Genomic DNA, 19,832 nt, shown 5'->3' on the forward strand with positions numbered 1-19,832 from the left:
TAAAAGAACAGTAACCTTTATTGATGGTTTATTATTATAATTAGTTGCATTGATTTCAATTTTATTAGATTCTAAAGAACATTGTTTTGTTAAAATTTTTTCTACTTTTGTATGTTTTTGTTTTTGTGCTCTTATTAAAGCAGTTTCACCACGTAAATTTATTTGATTAATGTTATTAATAAATCAACTACATTTAAATGGCCATTTTAGTGGCCTTTGTTAAAGCAGTATTGCCAAATTTTGTTTATATAATTAACGTTAGCGCCGTTTGTTATTAAAAGATTAACTATTTCTGTGTGACCTTGTTCAGCAGCTAGTGTTAAAGCAGTATCTTTTGTACTATTTATATGATTGATATCAGTATTATTTTGGATTAAAAATCGAACTATTTCAATGTGACCATAATCAGCAGCTGTTATTAAGGCATCCTCCATATCGAACTTATTGTTATCAGAATCAAGTAGTAAAGTTTTAACTGTTTGTAAGTCACCTTCTTCAATAGCTGTTAAAAATTTATTTTTAGGCATTTCTTTATCTTCCTTTTCTAAATTAAAACAAAAAACCTATTTATTTTGAAATAAAGTAAATAGGTTAAAAACTTATATTAAATTTTAATAATATAATATCATATTTTCTTTACTAGTAATAGAAAATTATTATTTTTAATTAAAAAATAATTTTAAAATATATAAAAAAGAAAAGAAATTTTTTAAAAAATTTCTTAATTTACAAGTATTTTTGCATATTAAAGTTATATTGTAAAATATTTGGTTTTCATATATTATTAATTCAAAATCTTTATTGGTTTTTAAATTAACTTATTATTTTTAAGCGAGGTAAAAAATGAAAAACTTAGTAAAATTATTATCGATCTTAACAATATCAACACCAATATCATTATCAGTTGTTGCTTGTAATAATAACACAACACAAAAAACAGAATTAAAAGATAAAATTACTAAACTAACAACAAATATTACTATAGATGTTAATAAAAGTAATAAAAAATTAGATACATTAATAAATAATACAACAGAAGTTAAAAACTTAAATCCAAAGTTAGTTAACCCTGTAATTAAATATTTTAGTGATAAAGAAGCTAAAAATGATATAACTACTAAATTAGAAAAAGTTGGTGATTTATATATAGTTATTACTAGCAATAGTAATGATTTGAATTATCAAGGTTCAACAGCACCAATTAAAATAAATATAAAAGAACAATCTGATAAAACTGATTTAAGTACTATTACTCAATTAACTGGTTTAGACATTATTGCTAATCCAAGTAAAAGTTATAAAGAATTAATTAGTAATATAAATAGTTTTGATGAATTTAAGTCAACACCATTAGCTGCTGGTTATCAACTTCAATTTTATAACGAAAATAATCAAGAAATAACAAACAATAAACAAGAACTTGAAAAAGTATCTAAAATAGTTGTCAAAATAAGTAGTAATTCAAATGCTCCGAATTATCAAGGTTCAACAATGATTGATATAACTAAGCAAACAATTATTTCAGATAGTGATATGCAAAATTATTTTTCAAAGACAACTTTGCCATTCGCTTCATTAGCACCACCAAGTTCAACTAAAGCAACCATAAATAAACAAGAAGCCGTAACAGATGTTATAAATAAATTAAAAAAATTACAAAAAGATTCAGAATTAGTTATTAAATTATTATTAAAAGGTATTTATAAAGAAAAAATTGATTTTAATAAGCTTAGAAATGAAAATGAAATTTATGATAAAAATAAAGAGCCAGTACCTAATGATTGATTTAAAGATAAAGAAACAGATAAAGAAGCAAATGTATTGATTTTTTATGGTAATACAGAAACTGGTTATTTTTACCCTATAAAAATAAATATAAATTAATTAATTTATTAAAATTTATTATTTAAACTTTTTTATTTTTTTCCTTTAAATTTTGATGTTTATAGAACATTCTATTTTCAATACTTGCAATACGAGCAGTTGATTCACCAACATTAATATTAACCAACGCTTCATCAATTGCATAGATTTTTGCATCTAAGTTATCTAAATGATGTAAAATTTCAGCTTCTATTGTTTTTGGTAAGACAGGTGAGCCATATTCATATTTACCATGACTAGCTAATATTAGATGCTGTAATAAAACTACGATTTCTTCCTCTAAGTTAATATTTAATTCCTTACAAGCAAGTGTAACTTGCATTGCACCTAATGAAATATGACCAATCATTTTACCTGATAGTGTATATGAACTAATAGGATTATTATTTAATTCAACCATTTTTCCATAATCATGCATAATGATTCCTGCATATAATAGTTCACTATTAATATTACGATCATTATAAAGTGCTACTACTTGTTTTGCCATTCTTAGCATTGTTACTGAGTGTCATAATAAACCGCTTTGAACAGCATGATGCATTTTAACTGCTGCTGGTCATTTTTTATAATCATCAATATTTTTTTTATTAAAACATTGGATTAATACTTTTTTTAAAATTGGATTTTTAAATTCCTTTATTGTTTGACTAATTTCAGTTCATGCTTCAATAATATTAATTGGTGCTTGTGTAAGTAATAAATCATAATATTCACTAGGATTAGTAATAATAGTTCAATTATTAATTTTTAGTTGTATTTCATTATTATAATTAATGCTATTTGCTTCAATTTTAATTACTTGTCCTATTGTTAATTGTTCAATAGTTTCTTTGCTTACGTCTCAAATTCTTGCTGAAATTGTCCCAGTTTTATCTTGTAATTGTAAGTTTAAATAATTAGTATTGTTAGAAGCAACACCTTGAATTACTCGATTAATAATTACTACTAAACTTAAAACATTATTAGGTTTAATATCTTTAATTACAGTCATTTTTTAGTTCCTTTCTATCATTTTATATCTTTGATATTTAGATATTTGATAGCTAATTCTTCATACATTTTTCTCATTTTTAATTGTGCATCATTAATGGTTTTATCAACACAAACAAAATAGAATTTAATTTTTGGCTCAGTTCCACTAGGTCTAACAGCAAATCATGAACCATCACTGAAGTAAAATTTTAGTAAATTTTGCGATGGCATTCCATGTAAACCAGTTTGATAATCTTCAACTTTAATTGTTTTAATATTATTAAGTGTTGGTATTTTACTATTTCTTAATTTTTCTAACATATTATTAATAGTATTTTGTCCTGTTTTTCCTTTTAAAATAAGATTAACAGTATAACAGTAATAATATCCAAATTTTTGATAAATATTTTCTAAAACATCAACTAATGTTTTTTGTGAATTTTGATAATATCAAGCCGCTTCTGCTGCTACTATTGCTGATTGAATACCATCTTTGTCACGAGTAATATCTTTAATAACATAACCATATGCTTCTTCAAAACCAAAAACAAAGTTAATGTTACGTGCTTTTTCTTTTAGCATTTCTGCACCAATTCATTTAAAGCCAGTTAATGTTTTAATGACTTGACATCCGTATGATTTAGCAATCATATCAGATAAATTGGAAGTAACAAATGTATTGTACATAACGGGATTTTTTGGCATTGTTTTATTAAGTTGATAATGGCTTAATAAATATTCTAATAAAATTGGTGCTGTTTCATTACCTGTTAATAATACATAATCATTATTATGTTTTACAGCAATACCAATGCGATCAGCATCAGGATCATTTAAAATAATTAATGGTGCATCATGTTTTTTAGCGTGTTTAATTGCTAAATCAAATGTTGGTTTTACTTCGGGATTGGGCGACACCACACCTTTAAAATCAGGATCATAGTTAGCTTGCTCTGTTACTAAAATAATTTCATAACCGCATTGTTCTAAAATTGGTTTAACTCATTCACGACTAGTACCGTGTAGATTAGAAAATACAATTTTAAAGTTACGATTTTTAACTTGTGGATAAAACTGTAAATTTTTAATATCATCACGATAATTATCTTCTACTGTTGAAGGTACTTCTTTAATTAGGTTAGTATCATAATCGAATGTTAATTGAAAATCATCAGGCAATTGTTCCATTTTATTGCTAATTATATTGGTAACATTAGGAAGAAATTGACAGCCATATTGATCATAAATTTTATAACCATTATATTCAGGAGGATTATGACTGGCCGTAATAACAATTCCAGCAAGAGCATTAACTTTTCTAATACTATATGAAAGTACTGGTGTTGGTCTTAAATCATTATTTTTAAATAAAAAAACAGGAATTTTATGTTTGGCTAAAGTTTTTGCTGTTAACATTGTAAATTCTGCTGAAAAGTGACGATTATCATGAGCAATAATAACACCACGAAGTAAGTCTTTTTCAGAAAAAGCAGATTTTAAATATTGAATAAATGCGACAGTTGCTTTCATAATAATAATTTCATTAATTCTGCCAGTACCAACTCCAGTAATACCACGCATGCCAGCTGTACCAAATTCTAAAGTTGTAGTAAAAGCATCTTCAATTTCATTTTTAGACATTGTAGTTAATTGTTTTTTTAAGTGTTGTGGTAAGTTTTGCTTTTTTCAAATCTCATATGTTTTTAGTACATTCATTATTATTTCTCCTTTATAATAAAAAATTAAGTTTATAGGTAAATCATACTATAAAATAAGAAGAAAATAAATTTTAGTAGTTAATCTAAACATAAACTTTTAATTAAATAATAAAAAATAAAATTATTAAAAATTTCAATTTCAATCTTTAATAATTTTATTTTATTTTTATATTAGACTTACTGCATAACTAGTTAACTTTTCATTTTTTTGTTATTATTAAAATAAAATTTGAATAGTTAAGGATAAATTTTATGACATATTTTGAATTAAAAGATAAACCGGATCAATATTTTCGTAAAATAGTTGGTATTAATAAACTAGTTTTTAATGAAATTTTAAATATTTTATTAGATCATCAAAATCTAAAAAATACCACTGGTGGAAGGCCATATAAAATGTCAATAGAAGATAGACTAGTAATGACTTTAAGATATTTATAGCTAACTAAAGTAATGTTTACTCATATCTTCAAAAACAAAATCAATCGCTTTTTTAATATTTGGTCAATAATTTGGTAATATTTTTCTTATATTATGTTTTATAGCAAATCAAAAATGTTTAATTGGATTTAAATTAGGAGAATATGGCGGAAGAAATAATAGTTTGCATCCAGCATTTTCAATTAATTGTTGTGTTAATTTAGATTTATGAAACGTTGCATTATCTAAAACTATAATTTGTCCACTCTTTAATACTGGAATTAGTTTATTTTTAACATATGATTCAAAAATTTTACTATTGCAATGTCCTTCAAATGCTCATAAGGCTTTTAATTTACCTTTATTTAGTGAACCAATTATACTCATTCTCTTTATTTTATATGCGGGTTTATTATCAAATAATCTTTTACCTTTTTCAGATCAACCATATTTATAAAATTCATTATCATCAATTCCAGATTCATCAATATATATAGCTAACTAAAGTAATATTTACTCATAAATAATGTAAAATAATAATATGTAATTTAAACAGTTTTTGAATTTAAAAGTACAATTCAGCAATAATTAAAATAGATTAGGAAGATTAAATTATGCCAAAACCATACAGTGAAGACTTACGAAGAAAAGTAATAGAAGCTTATGAAAGTAAAAATATGAAAATTAAAGAAATTTGTAAAGTGTTCAATATCACTAGAAAGACTTTATTTTTATGAAGAAAAAGAAAAAAAGAAACTGGGCATATAAAACCAATTTTGAATTATCAAAAAGGACATAGCCACAAAATAAAGGATTTAGATGAATTAAAAAATTATTTAGCAGAAAATAAAGATGTTACAGTTCAAAAAGTAATTGATAAATTTGGAAATATGACTAAAGAAACAGTTTATAACTATTTTAAAAAACTAAATTATACATATAAAAAAAACTTTTCTATATGAACAAAGAGATAAAAATAAACAAGAAGATTTTTTAAAAGAAATAGCTAAAATAATGAATGAAGATTTAGTATATATTGATGAATCTGGAATTGATGATAATGAATTTTATAAATATGGTTGATCTGAAAAAGGTAAAAGATTATTTGATAATAAACCCGCATATAAAATAAAGAGAATGAGTATAATTGGTTCACTAAATAAAGGTAAATTAAAAGCCTTATGAGCATTTGAAGGACATATTGCAATAGTAAAATTTTTGAATCATATGTTAAAAATAAACTAATTCCAGTATTAAAGCGTGGACAAATTATAGTTTTAGATAATGCAACGTTTCATAAATCTAAATTAACACAACAATTAATTGAAAATGCTGGATGCAAACTATTATTTCTTCCGCCATATTCTCCTAATTTAAATCCAATTAAACATTTTTGATTTGCTATAAAACATAATATAAGAAAAATATTACCAAATTATTGACCAAATATTAAAAAAGCGATTGATTTTGTTTTTCAAGATATGAGTAAACATTAATTTAGTTAGCTATATATTATTGCATATTGTTTATTAGAAAACTATTATGGAATTGGTCCAAATGCTGTTTCATATATTAAAACAGAAGATAAAGCAATAATAATTACTAATAGCAATAACATTAATAATAACAATCAAAAAAATAGTATTTTATCAACAAATGAAATTTTAATCCAAAAATTAATACAAGGTTTATTACTAAAAAAGGGAATAAAATTTAACAAAAGTGATAACATTCTAGAGCAGCCACTGATTAGTAAATTAATCAAAAATAAACAAATAAAAATAAAAAATAATCATTTATCTTGCACAAATAGTTCCTGATTATTGTTAAATGATTTAATAGTTGATATTATAACTAATACTACTATTTAAATTTATATATCAAGGAGTGAATAAATATGAAATTCAATGAAAAATTGTTAAAAGAAAAATATTTTCCGCAAGTACTAACAAAAATAAAAGAAATTGTTAAAATTCAATCATATCCTCAACCACCCACAACAATAGCACCTTATGGGCCTGGTGTTAAAGAAGTATTAGATTATGCTATTAATTTAGGGCAAGAATTAGGTTTTAAAACTTATCGTGACAAAAACAATAAGTATGGATATTTAGAATATGGTGATGGTAAAGAAATATTTGCCATATTAGGTCATCTTGATGTTGTACCACCAGGTAATTTAGAAGAATGAAAAATTCCACCTTTTTCGCCAGAAATTATTAATGATATTTTATATGGACGAGGTGTATTAGATGATAAAGGTCCAACAATTATTATTCTATACTGTTTAAAATATTTAAAAGATCATGGTTATCAACCAAATCGTCGAATTAGAGTTATCTTTGGTTTAACTGAAGAAACAACATGAGATTCAATTAACACATATATGAAGCAAGAAGGTACTCCAACTTTTGGTTTTACTCCTGATGGTATGTTTCCGCTAGTAAGTATATGCTGAAAAAGGAATTATTAACTTAGATATTATTGGTACAGGTCATAAATCCATTGTTATTAATGCAGGTGATGCTTACAATGTCACTTGTTCTACTAGTAATATTAATGGTGTTGATATTGAATCATTTGTTAAAATTGGGAAAAATAAGAACTATCGAATTGAAAATAATAATCAACAAATTACCATTCATGGTAAACCAGCACATGGGTCACGACCAGATGAAGGAATTAATGCAGGATTAAGAAGTTTATTAATTTTAAATGAACTTAAAGTTGAACATAATCTAATTAAATTTGTTGGTGATATTTTACAAGAAGATACTGCTTTAACAAAATATTTTGGTGATTTAGATGATGAATCTGGAAGTTTTACTATTAATGTTGGCATTGTTGAAATTAATAGCAAAAATTCAAAATTAGGATGTAATATCCGTATTCCAGTTAAAACTGATTTACAAGAAATTTTAAATAGATTAACAAAAATATTAAAACCTTATAATTTAACAATAGACTTACTGCATAACTAGTTAACTTTTCATTTTTTTGTTATTATTAAAATAAAATTTGAATAGTTAAGGATAAATTTTATGACATATTTTGAATTAAAAGATAAACTGGATCAATATTTTCGTAAAATAGTTGGTATTAATAAACTAGTTTTTAATGAAATTTTAAATATTTTATTAGATCATCAAAATCTAAAAAATACCACTGGTGGAAGGCCATATAAAATGTCAATAGAAGATAGACTAGTAATGACTTTAAGATATTTATATGAAAATCGTACATATCATAGTATTGGTGCTGAGTATGATATGGTTGATACTACTGCTTTACGAAATATTCGTTCAATTGAAGACATTTTAATAAATAATAATAAGTTTAATAATTTAACAAATAAAAATATTTTTTTAAAAAGAAGAATTCAAAAATAAAATTTTGATAATTGATGTAACAGAAGTAGAAACAGAACGACCAAAATATAATCAAAAAGATTGATTTTCTGGCAAAAAATGAATGCATACTGTTAAGTTTCAAACCATAATTAATGCACATACTAATGAAATTTTAAATATTTTTCCTGATACTGGTAAAAATCATGATTTTAAAACTTTTAAAAATTCAAAGTTAGAATTTTTGTCAGAAACTGTAATTCTTGCAGATAAAGGTTATCAAGGTTTACAAAAAATTCATAGTAATACATTTTTACCCATTAAAACTAGTAAAAATAATCCTAAAACAAGTAAAATTAAAATTTTTAATAAGATTATTAATAAAACTCGCAGAAAAATTGAACATGTTTTTGCATTTTTAAAATGTTTTAAAATTATTGGTTATAAATTTAGAAAAGCTAGAAAACGAATATTTTTAAGATTTAATTTAATTGCAGGATTTTATAATTTATCATTAAAACTTAAAAACGTTATGCAGTAAGTCTAATAAAACAACAACATTATGATAAACCATTATATATGCCACAAGAATCAACAATTGTTATTAAATTAATGGAAATTTATCAAGAAGTTACTGGTGATAAAAAAGCAAAACCAATTGCAATTGGTGGTGGAACTTATGCTAGAGCAATGCCAAATTGTGTAGCATTTGGTGCAATATTCGATCATACTAACTCAACTGAACATCAATATAATGAATGTATTAAAGTTGACGAATTATGAAAATCAATGTTAATTTATGTACGTGCTATTAGTACACTGGGAAGTTTAGAAATTGGTAAATTATAAAAAAAGTTAGAATAAACTATTCTAACTTTTTTTATTTTCATTCAAATAAATTTTATGCAATTGAAGGAGTTCTAGGACAACCACTAAATGCAGGACCATTAATACTATTAATAACACTCACCAATTCATCATTAAAGTTATTAGTTAATTGTCGTTCATCACTACTATTAATACTCATATAATTACTATTAGTTACTATTTCCTCTAATTCATTATTTGGAGTAGACTCAAAAAATTTCTGTCATTGTTTTTTAGCATATTTATTTAATACTTTATTACCAATAGTATCATTGATAATTAAACCAAACATAATAGCAAACATTGGAACTTGAAAAAATGTAGATTCAAATTCTGGTAATCTATCAGCAGTATACATAACAGCTGCAGTTTTAATTGCATTATCTATTATAGTTGCTATTACCATTGCTGTTAAATAACCACCACTTTTTAAAAGACTCATACATTTTGATTGTTGAGAAAATAATGATTCTAACTCATCATTTTCATTAATATTATTATTTAAACAATTAAAATATCTTTTGAAAGCAAACCACATATGTGTTTTTGTTAAATATTCTATACCCTTATCTATTAAGATAGAAGTATAACATAAAACTTCTGCTCGTATAATTGTTGATAAAATATTTGGGCCATAAATAATTTTACTTCAATATTCAGCTAAACTAGTTAAAGAACCAACTGAATACATACTAGAAGCCGTAATCATAAAATGATTCGAAATTCAATATCCAACTTTTGCTATTAGCATTTTTCCAAAGATAGCTGTTTTTGAAAGACATGAATAACCTTCTTCAACACCAATTTCGGGATATAAAGATAAAAGTGGACTCATTTCTTGATCAGCAGTTCTATTAAATATTGTTCTTCCCTCTTGTCAAATTTTTTCTGCTCCCCATTTTCATAAATTCATTGCTTGTGTACTAATTACCAATTGTACTGGAGTTACTCCAAAATCAACTAAATTATTTAAAGGATTTACTTTATTTCAATCAAATGATCCAATACTAGTAACTGCTACCTGAAATACTCGTTGTACAGTTTTCAAACCAACTGCTGCTGTTAATAAACCAGCTGTTCCAATTATTTTTTTAGTATCTGATCATATTAAACTACTTCAACTATTATTAATAGTATTTGCTTCTATATTACTATGTATATTATTATTTATTAATAACTCTTCTTCATGTGGCATTTTTTCTCTTCTCTCTATTTCTTAATTAAAACATAAAAAACACATTAGTAACAAACTTTACAAAAGTGGTTATAAACCATATTTTGTTAAATTGCTTTTATGTGCTTTAACATTAGTATAAAGGATTATCACTTAATAATCAATATGTAAATTCAATAATTTAAAAATATTTATTTGGGTATTTATTATATATTTGTTACAATTATTAAGCATTTATGAAAAGTACTAAGGAGTAATAAAATGACAGAAAAAAAACGCATTGTTGTTGGTATGAGTGGTGGAGTTGATTCATCAGTAACAGCAGCACTTTTACAAGCAAAAGGCCATGAAGTTATTGGTCTTTTTATGCGTAATTGAGATTCACTTTTAAATAATGATTTACAAGGTAACAATAATCAAGATATTTGTCCACAAGAACAAGATTATCTTGATGCTTTAGCTGTTTGCCAAAAATTAAATATTAAATTAGAAAGAATTGATTTTGTTAAGGAATATTGAGATAATGTTTTTACTTATTTTCTTGAAGAATTTAAAAAAAGTCGTACTCCTAATCCCGATATTTTATGTAACAAATATATTAAATTCGATGCTTTTTTAAAATATGCACAAAAAAATTTACAAGCAGATTATATTGCAATGGGGCACTATGCACGAATTAACTACAATCCAATTACTAAACAATATCAGTTATTAAAAGGAATTGATGATAATAAGGATCAAAGTTATTTTTTATGTCAATTAACACAAAAACAATTAAAATATAGTTTATTTCCTTTAGGTAATAAAACTAAAACTGAAGTTAGGGAATTAGCAAAAATATATAATTTACCAACAGCAACAAAAAAAGATTCTACTGGCATATGTTTTATTGGTAATCGTAATTTTCAAACATTTTTAACAAATTATTTACCAGCTAATCCCGGCAAAATTGTTGATATTAATACCAAAACTACTATTGGTAATCACAATGGTGTTTACTACTATACACTTGGCCAAAGAAAAGGTATTAATCTTTCAGGAATGAAAGTTCCGTATTTTGTTGTTGAAAAAGATGTTACTAATAATATCCTTTATGTTGCTAATGATAATGAAAATAAATGACTAATGAATAGCGGTTGTACTGTTAAATCATTGAATTGAATTAATAATAGTACATTAAAAAACTCTTTAAAATGTAATGCAAAATTTCGCTATCGTCAATCTGATGTTGCTGTTATTATTAATTTTATTAATAATGATAAAATTAAGGTTGAATTTTCAGAAAAGATACGCTCTATTACGCCCGGTCAAACCGCTGTTTTTTATGATGGTGATATTTGTCTTGGTGGTGGAGTTATTGACCAAATATTTCGCTAATCAATTATTAAAAAAACTAATATAAATAATAAAATTTTAATTGCATATTTTTTTATAATTTTCAAGATTCAAAAATTACTATTAAACTATTTTTTTAGTTTTTAGATACTTTTATTGCATTTTCTTTTTTACGTTTTTAAAATATAAAATAACCTATTATTATAAAAGTTATAGAAAAAAACAAAAAGGAGATTTTTAATGAAAAAAATATTAACAATATTAACTACCTTAGCATTTACAATAACTATTGAAAATTGTATTAGTAATTTTAACTTAAGGACAATCACATTACAAAATGATTGTTTTAAAAAAAAATAATGTTCATCAAAGCAATAATGATTTTATTTTTTCTGATTTATAGCTAACTAAAGTAATGTTTACTCATATCTTGAAAAACAAAATCAATCGCTTTTTTAATATTTGGTCAATAATTTGGTAATATTTTTCTTATATTATGTTTTATAGCAAATCAAAAATGTTCAATTGGATTTAAATTAGGAGAATATGGCGGAAGAAATAATAGTTTGCATCCAGCATTTTCAATTAATTGTTGTGTTAATTTAGATTTATGAAACGTTGCATTATCTAAAACTATAATTTGTCCACGCTTTAATACTGGAATTAGTTTATTTTTAACATATGATTCAAAAATTTTACTATTGCAATGTCCTTCAAATGCTCATAAGGCTTTTAATTTACCTTTATTTAGTGAACCAATTATACTCATTCTCTTTATTTTATATGCGGGTTTATTATCAAATAATCTTTTACCTTTTTCAGATCAACCATATTTATAAATTCATTATCATCAATTCCAGATTCATCAATATATACTAAATCTTCATTCATTATTTTAGCTATTTCTTTTAAAAAATCTTCTTGTTTATTTTTATCTCTTTGTTCATATAGAAAAGTTTTTTTTATATGTATAATTTAGTTTTTTAAAATAGTTATAAACTGTTTCTTTAGTCATATTTCCAAATTTATCAATTACTTTTTGAACTGTAACATCTTTATTTTCTGCTAAATAATTTTTTAATTCATCTAAATCCTTTATTTTGTGGCTATGTCCTTTTTGATAATTCAAAATTGGTTTTATATGCCCAGTTTCTTTTTTTCTTTTTCTTCATAAAAATAAAGTCTTTCTAGTGATATTGAACACTTTACAAATTTCTTTAATTTTCATATTTTTACTTTCATAAGCTTCTATTACTTTTCTTCGTAAGTCTTCACTGTATGGTTTTGGCATAATTTAATCTTCCTAATCTATTTTAATTATTGCTGAATTGTACTTTTAAATTCAAAAACTGTTTAAATTACATATTATTATTTTACATTATTTATGAGTAAACATTACTTTAGTTAGCTATAGGAGAATATGGCGGAAGAAATAATAGTTTGCATCCAGCATTTTCAATTAATTGGGTAATGTTTAGTAATCTGTGTAACTTACAAAAATAACTATGTTTAATTAATTCTAGTAAATATAATTAAATGACTAGAAAGAGTGAGTTACAGATGGCTAAAAAACAAAGTATTAATAATAATGATCCAATATCAAAAGCAGTAGATTTTGTAGATTAGACACACTTTTTGGACTAATAAAAGTTTTTATAACTTTATATTATTAGTTGAGGTGTAGTTTAAAATGAAATATTTAATTAATAGTGCTGATTTTACTAAATTTGATTATAAATTTAACAAATTTGTAGAAAAGTATAAAAATGATAAAAATATTAATAAAGTTAATATTTATTATCGTAAATTTAGAAAATTTTGTTTTATTTTTAAAAATAAAAATACTTGTAAAGAAATAATTTCTCAATTACATATGCCAAAGCAAACCTTTTATTATTGAGCTAAACGTTTTTATGATGTTTTTTACAGAAATAAACCTTTTGAAGAATTATTATTTAAGTCAACAAAACCTAAAAATATTAAATATTTCTATAAGTTGGAATTATCAGAAAAATTTATAAATTATTTTGTTCAGTATAAAGAAGAGTTTGGTATAGGTGCTTTTCAATTTTGTTATTTAATAAGGCATATTGATGATATTAGGTTTAATTTTTTGCCAAAACCCTCGGTTAAAACTATATATCGTTGATTAAAACGTTTTGGTTTTTGTTCACAAAAAGTTATTAAGAAAAAACATTTGAGATATGAAGTAAAAGAAACTGGATTATTACAAACTGATATTAAAGTAGTATCAGATTATATAACAGGAAGTAAAAGATGATATAGCTAACTAAAGTAATATTTACTCATAAATAATGTAAAATAATAATATGTAATTTAAACAGTTTTTGAATTTAAAAGTACAATTCAGCAATAATTAAAATAGATTAGGAAGATTAAATTATGCCAAAACCATACAGTGAAGACTTACGAAGAAAAGTAATAGAAGCTTATGAAAGTAAAAATATGAAAATTAAAGAAATTTGTAAAGTGTTCAATATCACTAGAAAGACTTTATTTTTATGAAGAAAAAGAAAAAAAGAAACTGGGCATATAAAACCAATTTTGAATTATCAAAAAGGACATAGCCACAAAATAAAGGATTTAGATGAATTAAAAAATTATTTAGCAGAAAATAAAGATGTTACAGTTCAAAAAGTAATTGATAAATTTGGAAATATGACTAAAGAAACAGTTTATAACTATTTTAAAAAACTAAATTATACATATAAAAAAAACTTTTCTATATGAACAAAGAGATAAAAATAAACAAGAAGATTTTTTAAAAGAAATAGCTAAAATAATGAATGAAGATTTAGTATATATTGATGAATCTGGAATTGATGATAATGAATTTTATAAGAACCTGTTTAGAATCTTTTTAATAAAACTGAAATAAAGGAAAGAACAACCATTTGTAAACTAGTATTTAGTTTTCTTTCACAATTTTTTCATAATCTTCTGTATTTTTCTAATCAAGCAAAGCTTCGTTCTACAATTCATCTTTTTGGTAATACTACAAAAGTATGTAGTTCATTGCGTTTTATAATTTCAACATTTGCATTTATGATTGTTTTGATTTCAGAAGCAAATTTTTCACCAGTATAACCAGCATCTACTATTATTTTTTGAACTGCAGAAAGATTTTCTTTTTCATTTTCAATCATTATTATAGCGCTATTACGATCTGTTTTTTCTGCTGTGGTTATTTAAATTGCATGTGGTAAACCTTGAGAATCAACAATAATATGACGCTTTATTCCTGAAATCTTTTTACCAGCATCATAACCTTTATTTTCAGTAGTATCTGTATTTTTAACACTTTGCGAATCAATTATACAAAAACTAGTTTGTTCTTTGCGATTATTGTTGATACGAACTTTTTTAACCAATTTTTTTTAAAATTAATTGCCATACACTAGCTTCTTTATCATTATTTTTACTTCAAATTTGAAAATAATAATATACAGTTTGTCATTTTGGAAAATTTTTTGGTAGCATTCTTCATTGACAACCACTTTTTAATACATATAAAATTGCACAAAATACTTCATATAAATCTAAACTTCTTGGTTTTGTTTTCTTTTTGCTATTTTCTAAAATTGTTTTTATGTTCTCAAATTGTTCTTTGGTGACATGACTTGGATAATTTTTATGCATAATATATACCTCTGATTTTAAAATATAGCTAACTAAAGTAATATTTACTCATAAATAATGTAAAATAATAATATGTAATTTAAACAGTTTTTGAATTTAAAAGTACAATTCAGCAATAATTAAAATAGATTAGGAAGATTAAATTATGCCAAAACCATACAGTGAAGACTTACGAAGAAAAGTAATAGAAGCTTATGAAAGTAAAAATATGAAAATTAAAGAAATTTGTAAAGTGTTCAATATCACTAGAAAGACTTTATTTTTATGAAGAAAAAGAAAAAAAGAAACTGGGCATATAAAACCAATTTTGAATTATCAAAAAGGACATAGCCACAAAATAAAGGATTTAGATGAATTAAAAAATTATTTAGCAGAAAATAAAGATGTTACAGTTCAAAAAGTAATTGATAAATTTGGAAATATGACTAAAGAAACAGTTTATAACTATTTTAAAAAACTAAATTATACATATAAAAAAAACTTTTCTATATGAACAAAGAGATAAAAATAAACAAGAAGATTTTTTAAAAGAAATATAGCTAAAATAATGAATGAAGATTTAGTATATATTGATGAATCTGGAATTGATGATAATGAATTTTATAAATATGGTTGATCTGAAAAAGGTAAAAGATTATTTGATAATAAACCCGCATATAAAATAAAGAGAATGAGTATAATTGGTTCACTAAATAAAGGTAAATTAAAAGCCTTATGAGCATTTGAAGGACATTGCAATAGTAAAATTTTTGAATCATATAGCTAACTAAAGTAATATTTACTCATAAATAATGTAAAATAATAATATGTAATTTAAACAGTTTTTGAATTTAAAAGTACAATTCAGCAATAATTAAAATAGATTAGGAAGATTAAATTATGCCAAAACCATACAGTGAAGACTTACGAAGAAAAGTAATAGAAGCTTATGAAAGTAAAAATATGAAAATTAAAGAAATTTGTAAAGTGTTCAATATCACTAGAAAGACTTTATTTTTATGAAGAAAAAGAAAAAAAGAAACTGGGCATATAAAACCAATTTTGAATTATCAAAAAGGACATAGCCACAAAATAAAGGATTTAGATGAATTAAAAAATTATTTAGCAGAAAATAAAGATGTTACAGTTCAAAAAGTAATTGATAAATTTGGAAATATGACTAAAGAAACAGTTTATAACTATTTTAAAAAACTAAATTATACATATAAAAAAAACTTTTCTATATGAACAAAGAGATAAAAATAAACAAGAAGATTTTTTAAAAGAAATAGCTAAAATAATGAATGAAGATTTAGTATATATTGATGAATCTGGAATTGATGATAATAGACTTACTGCATAACGTTTTTAAGTTTTAATGATAAATTATAAAATCCTGCAATTAAATTAAATCTTAAAAATATTCGTTTTCTACCTTTTCTAAATTTATAACCAATAATTTTAAAACATTTTAAAAATGCAAAAACATGTTCAATTTTTCTGCGAGTTTTATTAATAATCTTATTAAAAATTTTAATTTTACTTGTTTTAGGATTATTTTTACTAGTTTTAATGGGTAAAAATGTATTACTATGAATTTTTTGTAAACCTTGATAACCTTTATCTGCAAGAATTACAGTTTCTGACAAAAATTCTAACTTTGAATTTTTAAAAGTTTTAAAATCATGATTTTTACCAGTATCAGGAAAAATATTTAAAATTTCATTAGTATGTGCATTAATTATGGTTTGAAACTTAACAGTATGCATTCATTTTTTGCCAGAAAATCAATCTTTTTGATTATATTTTGGTCGTTCTGTTTCTACTTCTGTTACATCAATTATCAAAATTTTATTTTTGAATTCTTCTTTTTAAAAAAATATTTTTATTTGTTAAATTATTAAACTTATTATTATTTATTAAAATGTCTTCAATTGAACGAATATTTCGTAAAGCAGTAGTATCAACCATATCATACTCAGCACCAATACTATGATATGTACGATTTTCATATAAATATCTTAAAGTCATTACTAGTCTATCTTCTATTGACATTTTATATGGCCTTCCACCAGTGGTATTTTTTAGATTTTGATGATCTAATAAAATATTTAAAATTTCATTAAAAACTAGTTTATTAATACCAACTATTTTACGAAAATATTGATCCGGTTTATCTTTTAATTCAAAATATGTCATAAAATTTATCCTTAACTATTCAAATTTTATTTTAATAATAACAAAAAAATGAAAAGTTAACTAGTTATGCAGTAAGTCTAATGAATTTTATAAATATGGTTGATCTGAAAAAGGTAAAAGATTATTTGATAATAAACCCGCATATAAAATAAAGAGAATGAGTATAATTGGTTCACTAAATAAAGGTAAATTAAAAGCCTTATGAGCATTTGAAGGACATTGCAATAGTAAAATTTTTGAATCATATGTTAAAAATAAACTAATTCCAGTATTAAAGCGTGGACAAATTATAGTTTTAGATAATGCAACGTTTCATAAATCTAAATTAACACAACAATTAATTGAAAATGCTGGATGCAAACTATTATTTCTTCCGCCATATTCTCCTAATTTAAATCCAATTGAACATTTTTGATTTGCTATAAAACATAATATAAGAAAAATATTACCAAATTATTGACCAAATATTAAAAAAGCGATTGATTTTGTTTTTCAAGATATGAGTAAACATTACTTTAGTTAGCTATATATAATCATTTATAAATAGGTACTTAACCAATAATTTATTTTCTTTTTCATTTTTTTGTTAAAAAGATTTTATCATTTGAAAACTTATCGACTAAAAATCTATTTTTTATTATAAAATAACCATTATAATATAAATTTTATTAAAAATTAATCAAAAAAGATCCTAAACAGGTTCTAAATATGGTTGATCTGAAAAAGGTAAAAGATTATTTGATAATAAACCCGCATATAAAATAAAGATAATGAGTATAATTGGTTCACTAAATAAAGGTAAATTAAAAGCCTTATGAGCATTTGAAGGACATTGCAATAGTAAAATTTTTGAATCATATGTTAAAAATAAACTAATTCCAGTATTAAAGCGTGGACAAATTATAGTTTTAGATAATGCAACGTTTCATAAATCTAAATTAACACAACAATTAATTGAAAATGCTGGATGCAAACTATTATTTCTTCCGCCATATTCTCCTAATTTAAATCCAATTGAACATTTTTGATTTGCTATAAAACATAATATAAGAAAAATATTACCAAATTATTGACCAAATATTAAAAAAGCGATTGATTTTGTTTTTCAAGATATGAGTAAACATTACTTTAGTTAGCTATATATCTCCTACTTAACCTAATATTTAAAATACAGTCATAACAAATTGCTTTACTATTTTTATCTCTTAAAAAATATTTTCTTGTTTTTATATTATTAGTATTAAAGAATAAATAATCTAATTTATTTTGTTTACATGTTCAACAAAAATACTTTTTCATTATGAGTTGAAATATGCTTATAAGAACCTGTTTAGAATCTTTTTAATAGAATTTAACTAAAACAAGAAATAATCATTTATAAATAGGTACTTAACCAATAATTTATTTTCTTTTTCATTTTTTTGTTAAAAAGATTTTATCATTTGAAAACTTATCGACTAAAAATCTATTTTTTATTATAAAATAACCATTATAATATAAATTTTATTAAAAATTAATCAAAAAAGATCCTAAACAGGTTCTAAGAAGTAACTAGATAATTAATTGCTAAATCATTATGGTTATATGGATGATTTATTTTGAAACTTTTTCTATTTTCTTCTCATCTAATGTTGTATTTAAAACAAGGATTAGTAATATTTGTTTTACTATCAGTTATTTCACCAATAAATCAACTATTATGCTGTTCATAAAATGTTAGTGGTTCAAGTTTTATATCATTAAGATAATATTCTTTGGCTGCTTCTTGTTTATTAACAGTTATTTTTTGTTCAGAAATATATGGTTCTAATAATTTTGTTAATTCATTACCATTTAATTCTCTTTTAATATTTTCAGAATTAAAAACCCAATATGTGTAATTATTATCAACAGTAAAAGAATTATTTTTAACCATTCATTTTGGAAGTGATAATTTATATTCAACATAATCAATAAAAATAGATTGTGGTTTATCTTTAATAATTTGTTCTTTTTTAAATTCTATTTGCATAATAATCCTTTCCTAATATGTCCTGTTGCTTCTAGCATAAAGGACATATATTTTAATTTTTAGATTATTAATATTACTATTATTAGTTTTATTAATTCCAACAATTCTGGGCTCAAAAAATTTTTCAAAAAAAATAAAAAATAAAACCAACACTTGCTCACTTGATAGTGGCAAGGTTGGTTAAATAAAGAATAATAGTATGTTCCCCCACGGGTCTATATATACTAGTTTCCAATTCGCTCCCACCCCAAGAATTACCATTA

General features: G+C 23.3%; 27 protein-coding genes and 2 pseudogenes. 18 read left to right on the forward strand and 11 right to left on the reverse strand.

Annotation, left to right across the window (positions count from 1 at the left end):
- Nucleotides 1–206: 206 nt before the first annotated feature.
- Nucleotides 207–527: an ankyrin repeat domain-containing protein gene (locus tag ACQH26_RS07610; protein ID WP_425382145.1), complete on the reverse strand. Its 321-nt coding sequence runs from the start codon at nucleotides 525–527 to the stop codon at nucleotides 207–209.
- A 316-nt stretch (nucleotides 528–843) separates the two neighbouring features.
- Here ACQH26_RS07610 and ACQH26_RS07615 point away from each other — a divergent pair, with 316 nt between their 5' ends.
- Nucleotides 844–1,884, forward strand: a complete 1,041-nt coding sequence (locus tag ACQH26_RS07615; RefSeq protein ID WP_425382146.1) for a hypothetical protein — start codon at nucleotides 844–846, stop codon at nucleotides 1,882–1,884.
- Nucleotides 1,885–1,906: 22 nt separating this feature from the next.
- On the opposite strand, the gene ACQH26_RS07620 is transcribed toward ACQH26_RS07615, so the two are convergent.
- Both ACQH26_RS07620 and ACQH26_RS07625 read right to left on the reverse strand, forming a co-directional pair.
- The gene (locus ACQH26_RS07620) at nucleotides 1,907–2,878 is read right to left on the reverse strand and encodes a 3'-5' exoribonuclease YhaM family protein (RefSeq protein WP_252318981.1); all 972 of its coding nucleotides are present in this window, start codon (nucleotides 2,876–2,878) and stop codon (nucleotides 1,907–1,909) included.
- Nucleotides 2,879–2,892: 14 nt separating this feature from the next.
- Nucleotides 2,893–4,575 (reverse strand): phospho-sugar mutase, encoded by a 1,683-nt coding sequence (locus tag ACQH26_RS07625; RefSeq protein WP_425382147.1) that lies wholly within the window; start codon nucleotides 4,573–4,575, stop codon nucleotides 2,893–2,895.
- A 254-nt stretch (nucleotides 4,576–4,829) separates the two neighbouring features.
- Here ACQH26_RS07625 and ACQH26_RS07630 point away from each other — a divergent pair, with 254 nt between their 5' ends.
- On the forward strand, nucleotides 4,830–5,018 hold the full coding sequence (locus ACQH26_RS07630) for a hypothetical protein (RefSeq protein WP_425382148.1): 189 nt from the start codon (nucleotides 4,830–4,832) through the stop codon (nucleotides 5,016–5,018).
- On the opposite strand, the gene ACQH26_RS07635 is transcribed toward ACQH26_RS07630, so the two are convergent.
- Nucleotides 5,019–5,498 (reverse strand): IS630 family transposase, encoded by a 480-nt coding sequence (locus ACQH26_RS07635; protein ID WP_425383103.1) that lies wholly within the window; start codon nucleotides 5,496–5,498, stop codon nucleotides 5,019–5,021.
- A 113-nt stretch (nucleotides 5,499–5,611) separates the two neighbouring features.
- Here ACQH26_RS07635 and ACQH26_RS07640 point away from each other — a divergent pair, with 113 nt between their 5' ends.
- From ACQH26_RS07640 to ACQH26_RS07675, 8 genes are all read left to right on the forward strand, one after another.
- Nucleotides 5,612–5,971 (forward strand): helix-turn-helix domain-containing protein, encoded by a 360-nt coding sequence (locus ACQH26_RS07640; protein WP_425381863.1) that lies wholly within the window; start codon nucleotides 5,612–5,614, stop codon nucleotides 5,969–5,971.
- Between the two features lie 40 nt (nucleotides 5,972–6,011).
- Nucleotides 6,012–6,242, forward strand: a complete 231-nt coding sequence (locus tag ACQH26_RS07645; RefSeq protein WP_425382052.1) for a transposase — start codon at nucleotides 6,012–6,014, stop codon at nucleotides 6,240–6,242.
- Nucleotides 6,179–6,493 carry a transposase gene (locus tag ACQH26_RS07650; RefSeq protein WP_425382149.1) on the forward strand — a complete coding sequence of 105 codons (315 nt, stop codon included), beginning with the start codon at nucleotides 6,179–6,181 and terminating at the stop codon, nucleotides 6,491–6,493. The genes ACQH26_RS07645 and ACQH26_RS07650 overlap by 64 nt, the downstream gene beginning before the upstream one ends.
- 401 nt (nucleotides 6,494–6,894) lie before the next feature.
- A complete protein-coding gene (locus ACQH26_RS07655) occupies nucleotides 6,895–7,470 on the forward strand; it encodes a M20/M25/M40 family metallo-hydrolase (RefSeq protein WP_425382150.1) in 576 nt (191 codons plus the stop codon).
- A 220-nt stretch (nucleotides 7,471–7,690) separates the two neighbouring features.
- Nucleotides 7,691–7,978, forward strand: coding sequence for a hypothetical protein (locus ACQH26_RS07660; RefSeq protein ID WP_425383104.1), 288 nt, complete (start codon nucleotides 7,691–7,693; stop codon nucleotides 7,976–7,978).
- Nucleotides 7,979–8,038: 60 nt separating this feature from the next.
- Nucleotides 8,039–8,386 (forward strand): transposase family protein, encoded by a 348-nt coding sequence (locus ACQH26_RS07665; RefSeq protein WP_425382151.1) that lies wholly within the window; start codon nucleotides 8,039–8,041, stop codon nucleotides 8,384–8,386.
- Nucleotides 8,387–8,390: 4 nt separating this feature from the next.
- Nucleotides 8,391–8,885: a transposase family protein gene (locus ACQH26_RS07670; protein ID WP_425381977.1), complete on the forward strand. Its 495-nt coding sequence runs from the start codon at nucleotides 8,391–8,393 to the stop codon at nucleotides 8,883–8,885.
- Between the two features lie 38 nt (nucleotides 8,886–8,923).
- Nucleotides 8,924–9,193, forward strand: coding sequence for a hypothetical protein (locus tag ACQH26_RS07675; RefSeq protein ID WP_342273637.1), 270 nt, complete (start codon nucleotides 8,924–8,926; stop codon nucleotides 9,191–9,193).
- Between the two features lie 52 nt (nucleotides 9,194–9,245).
- Here the strand turns inward: ACQH26_RS07675 and ACQH26_RS07680 are convergent, their stop codons facing one another.
- Entirely contained in the window at nucleotides 9,246–10,406 is a 1,161-nt protein-coding gene (locus ACQH26_RS07680) for a hypothetical protein (RefSeq protein WP_425382152.1), read from the reverse strand.
- Nucleotides 10,407–10,646: 240 nt separating this feature from the next.
- On the opposite strand from ACQH26_RS07680, the gene mnmA reads away from it, so the two are divergent.
- Nucleotides 10,647–11,762: a tRNA 2-thiouridine(34) synthase MnmA gene (gene mnmA, locus ACQH26_RS07685; protein ID WP_425382153.1), complete on the forward strand. Its 1,116-nt coding sequence runs from the start codon at nucleotides 10,647–10,649 to the stop codon at nucleotides 11,760–11,762.
- 361 nt (nucleotides 11,763–12,123) lie between these two features.
- Here mnmA and ACQH26_RS07690 read toward each other — a convergent pair whose 3' ends face one another.
- Both ACQH26_RS07690 and ACQH26_RS07695 read right to left on the reverse strand, forming a co-directional pair.
- A complete protein-coding gene (locus ACQH26_RS07690) occupies nucleotides 12,124–12,489 on the reverse strand; it encodes a transposase (protein ID WP_425382104.1) in 366 nt (121 codons plus the stop codon).
- A gap of 162 nt (nucleotides 12,490–12,651) precedes the next feature.
- Nucleotides 12,652–13,011, reverse strand: a complete 360-nt coding sequence (locus ACQH26_RS07695; protein ID WP_425381863.1) for a helix-turn-helix domain-containing protein — start codon at nucleotides 13,009–13,011, stop codon at nucleotides 12,652–12,654.
- 399 nt (nucleotides 13,012–13,410) lie between these two features.
- On the opposite strand from ACQH26_RS07695, the gene ACQH26_RS07700 reads away from it, so the two are divergent.
- Together ACQH26_RS07700 and ACQH26_RS07705 are read left to right on the forward strand one after the other, a co-directional pair.
- Nucleotides 13,411–14,010 carry a hypothetical protein gene (locus ACQH26_RS07700; protein ID WP_425382154.1) on the forward strand — a complete coding sequence of 200 codons (600 nt, stop codon included), beginning with the start codon at nucleotides 13,411–13,413 and terminating at the stop codon, nucleotides 14,008–14,010.
- 113 nt (nucleotides 14,011–14,123) lie between these two features.
- Nucleotides 14,124–14,483, forward strand: coding sequence for a helix-turn-helix domain-containing protein (locus ACQH26_RS07705; RefSeq protein ID WP_425381863.1), 360 nt, complete (start codon nucleotides 14,124–14,126; stop codon nucleotides 14,481–14,483).
- 107 nt (nucleotides 14,484–14,590) lie between these two features.
- Here ACQH26_RS07705 and ACQH26_RS07710 read toward each other — a convergent pair.
- Nucleotides 14,591–15,380, reverse strand: a pseudogene (locus ACQH26_RS07710) (IS5 family transposase).
- A gap of 145 nt (nucleotides 15,381–15,525) precedes the next feature.
- Here ACQH26_RS07710 and ACQH26_RS07715 point away from each other — a divergent pair.
- The 3 genes from ACQH26_RS07715 to ACQH26_RS07725 all read left to right on the forward strand — a co-directional run bounded on the left by ACQH26_RS07715 (nucleotide 15,526) and on the right by ACQH26_RS07725 (nucleotide 16,619).
- Complete coding sequence (locus ACQH26_RS07715) at nucleotides 15,526–15,885, forward strand: helix-turn-helix domain-containing protein (RefSeq protein ID WP_425381863.1); 360 nt, start codon at nucleotides 15,526–15,528, stop codon at nucleotides 15,883–15,885.
- Nucleotides 15,886–15,927: 42 nt separating this feature from the next.
- Complete coding sequence (locus tag ACQH26_RS07720; protein ID WP_425382155.1) at nucleotides 15,928–16,146, forward strand: transposase; 219 nt, start codon at nucleotides 15,928–15,930, stop codon at nucleotides 16,144–16,146.
- Nucleotides 16,147–16,259: 113 nt separating this feature from the next.
- On the forward strand, nucleotides 16,260–16,619 hold the full coding sequence (locus ACQH26_RS07725; protein WP_425381863.1) for a helix-turn-helix domain-containing protein: 360 nt from the start codon (nucleotides 16,260–16,262) through the stop codon (nucleotides 16,617–16,619).
- A gap of 92 nt (nucleotides 16,620–16,711) precedes the next feature.
- Here ACQH26_RS07725 and ACQH26_RS07730 read toward each other — a convergent pair whose 3' ends face one another.
- A complete protein-coding gene (locus tag ACQH26_RS07730; protein ID WP_425381872.1) occupies nucleotides 16,712–17,206 on the reverse strand; it encodes a transposase family protein in 495 nt (164 codons plus the stop codon).
- 4 nt (nucleotides 17,207–17,210) lie between these two features.
- On the reverse strand, nucleotides 17,211–17,558 hold the full coding sequence (locus tag ACQH26_RS07735) for a transposase family protein (RefSeq protein ID WP_425381897.1): 348 nt from the start codon (nucleotides 17,556–17,558) through the stop codon (nucleotides 17,211–17,213).
- A 64-nt stretch (nucleotides 17,559–17,622) separates the two neighbouring features.
- On the opposite strand from ACQH26_RS07735, the gene ACQH26_RS07740 reads away from it, so the two are divergent.
- Together ACQH26_RS07740 and ACQH26_RS07745 are read left to right on the forward strand one after the other, a co-directional pair.
- Nucleotides 17,623–18,081, forward strand: a complete 459-nt coding sequence (locus ACQH26_RS07740) for an IS630 family transposase (protein WP_425383094.1) — start codon at nucleotides 17,623–17,625, stop codon at nucleotides 18,079–18,081.
- A gap of 208 nt (nucleotides 18,082–18,289) precedes the next feature.
- Nucleotides 18,290–18,694 (forward strand): annotated as a pseudogene (locus ACQH26_RS07745) (transposase); the annotation flags it as partial.
- A 404-nt stretch (nucleotides 18,695–19,098) separates the two neighbouring features.
- On the opposite strand, the gene ACQH26_RS07750 reads toward ACQH26_RS07745, so the two are convergent.
- Nucleotides 19,099–19,569 (reverse strand): hypothetical protein, encoded by a 471-nt coding sequence (locus tag ACQH26_RS07750; RefSeq protein ID WP_425382156.1) that lies wholly within the window; start codon nucleotides 19,567–19,569, stop codon nucleotides 19,099–19,101.
- Between the last annotated feature and the right edge of the window lie 263 nt (nucleotides 19,570–19,832).

The organism is Spiroplasma endosymbiont of Melieria omissa (assembly GCF_964031175.1).
Lineage (GTDB): Bacteria > Bacillota_I > Bacilli_A > Mycoplasmatales > VBWQ01 > Spiroplasma_E > Spiroplasma_E ixodetis_A.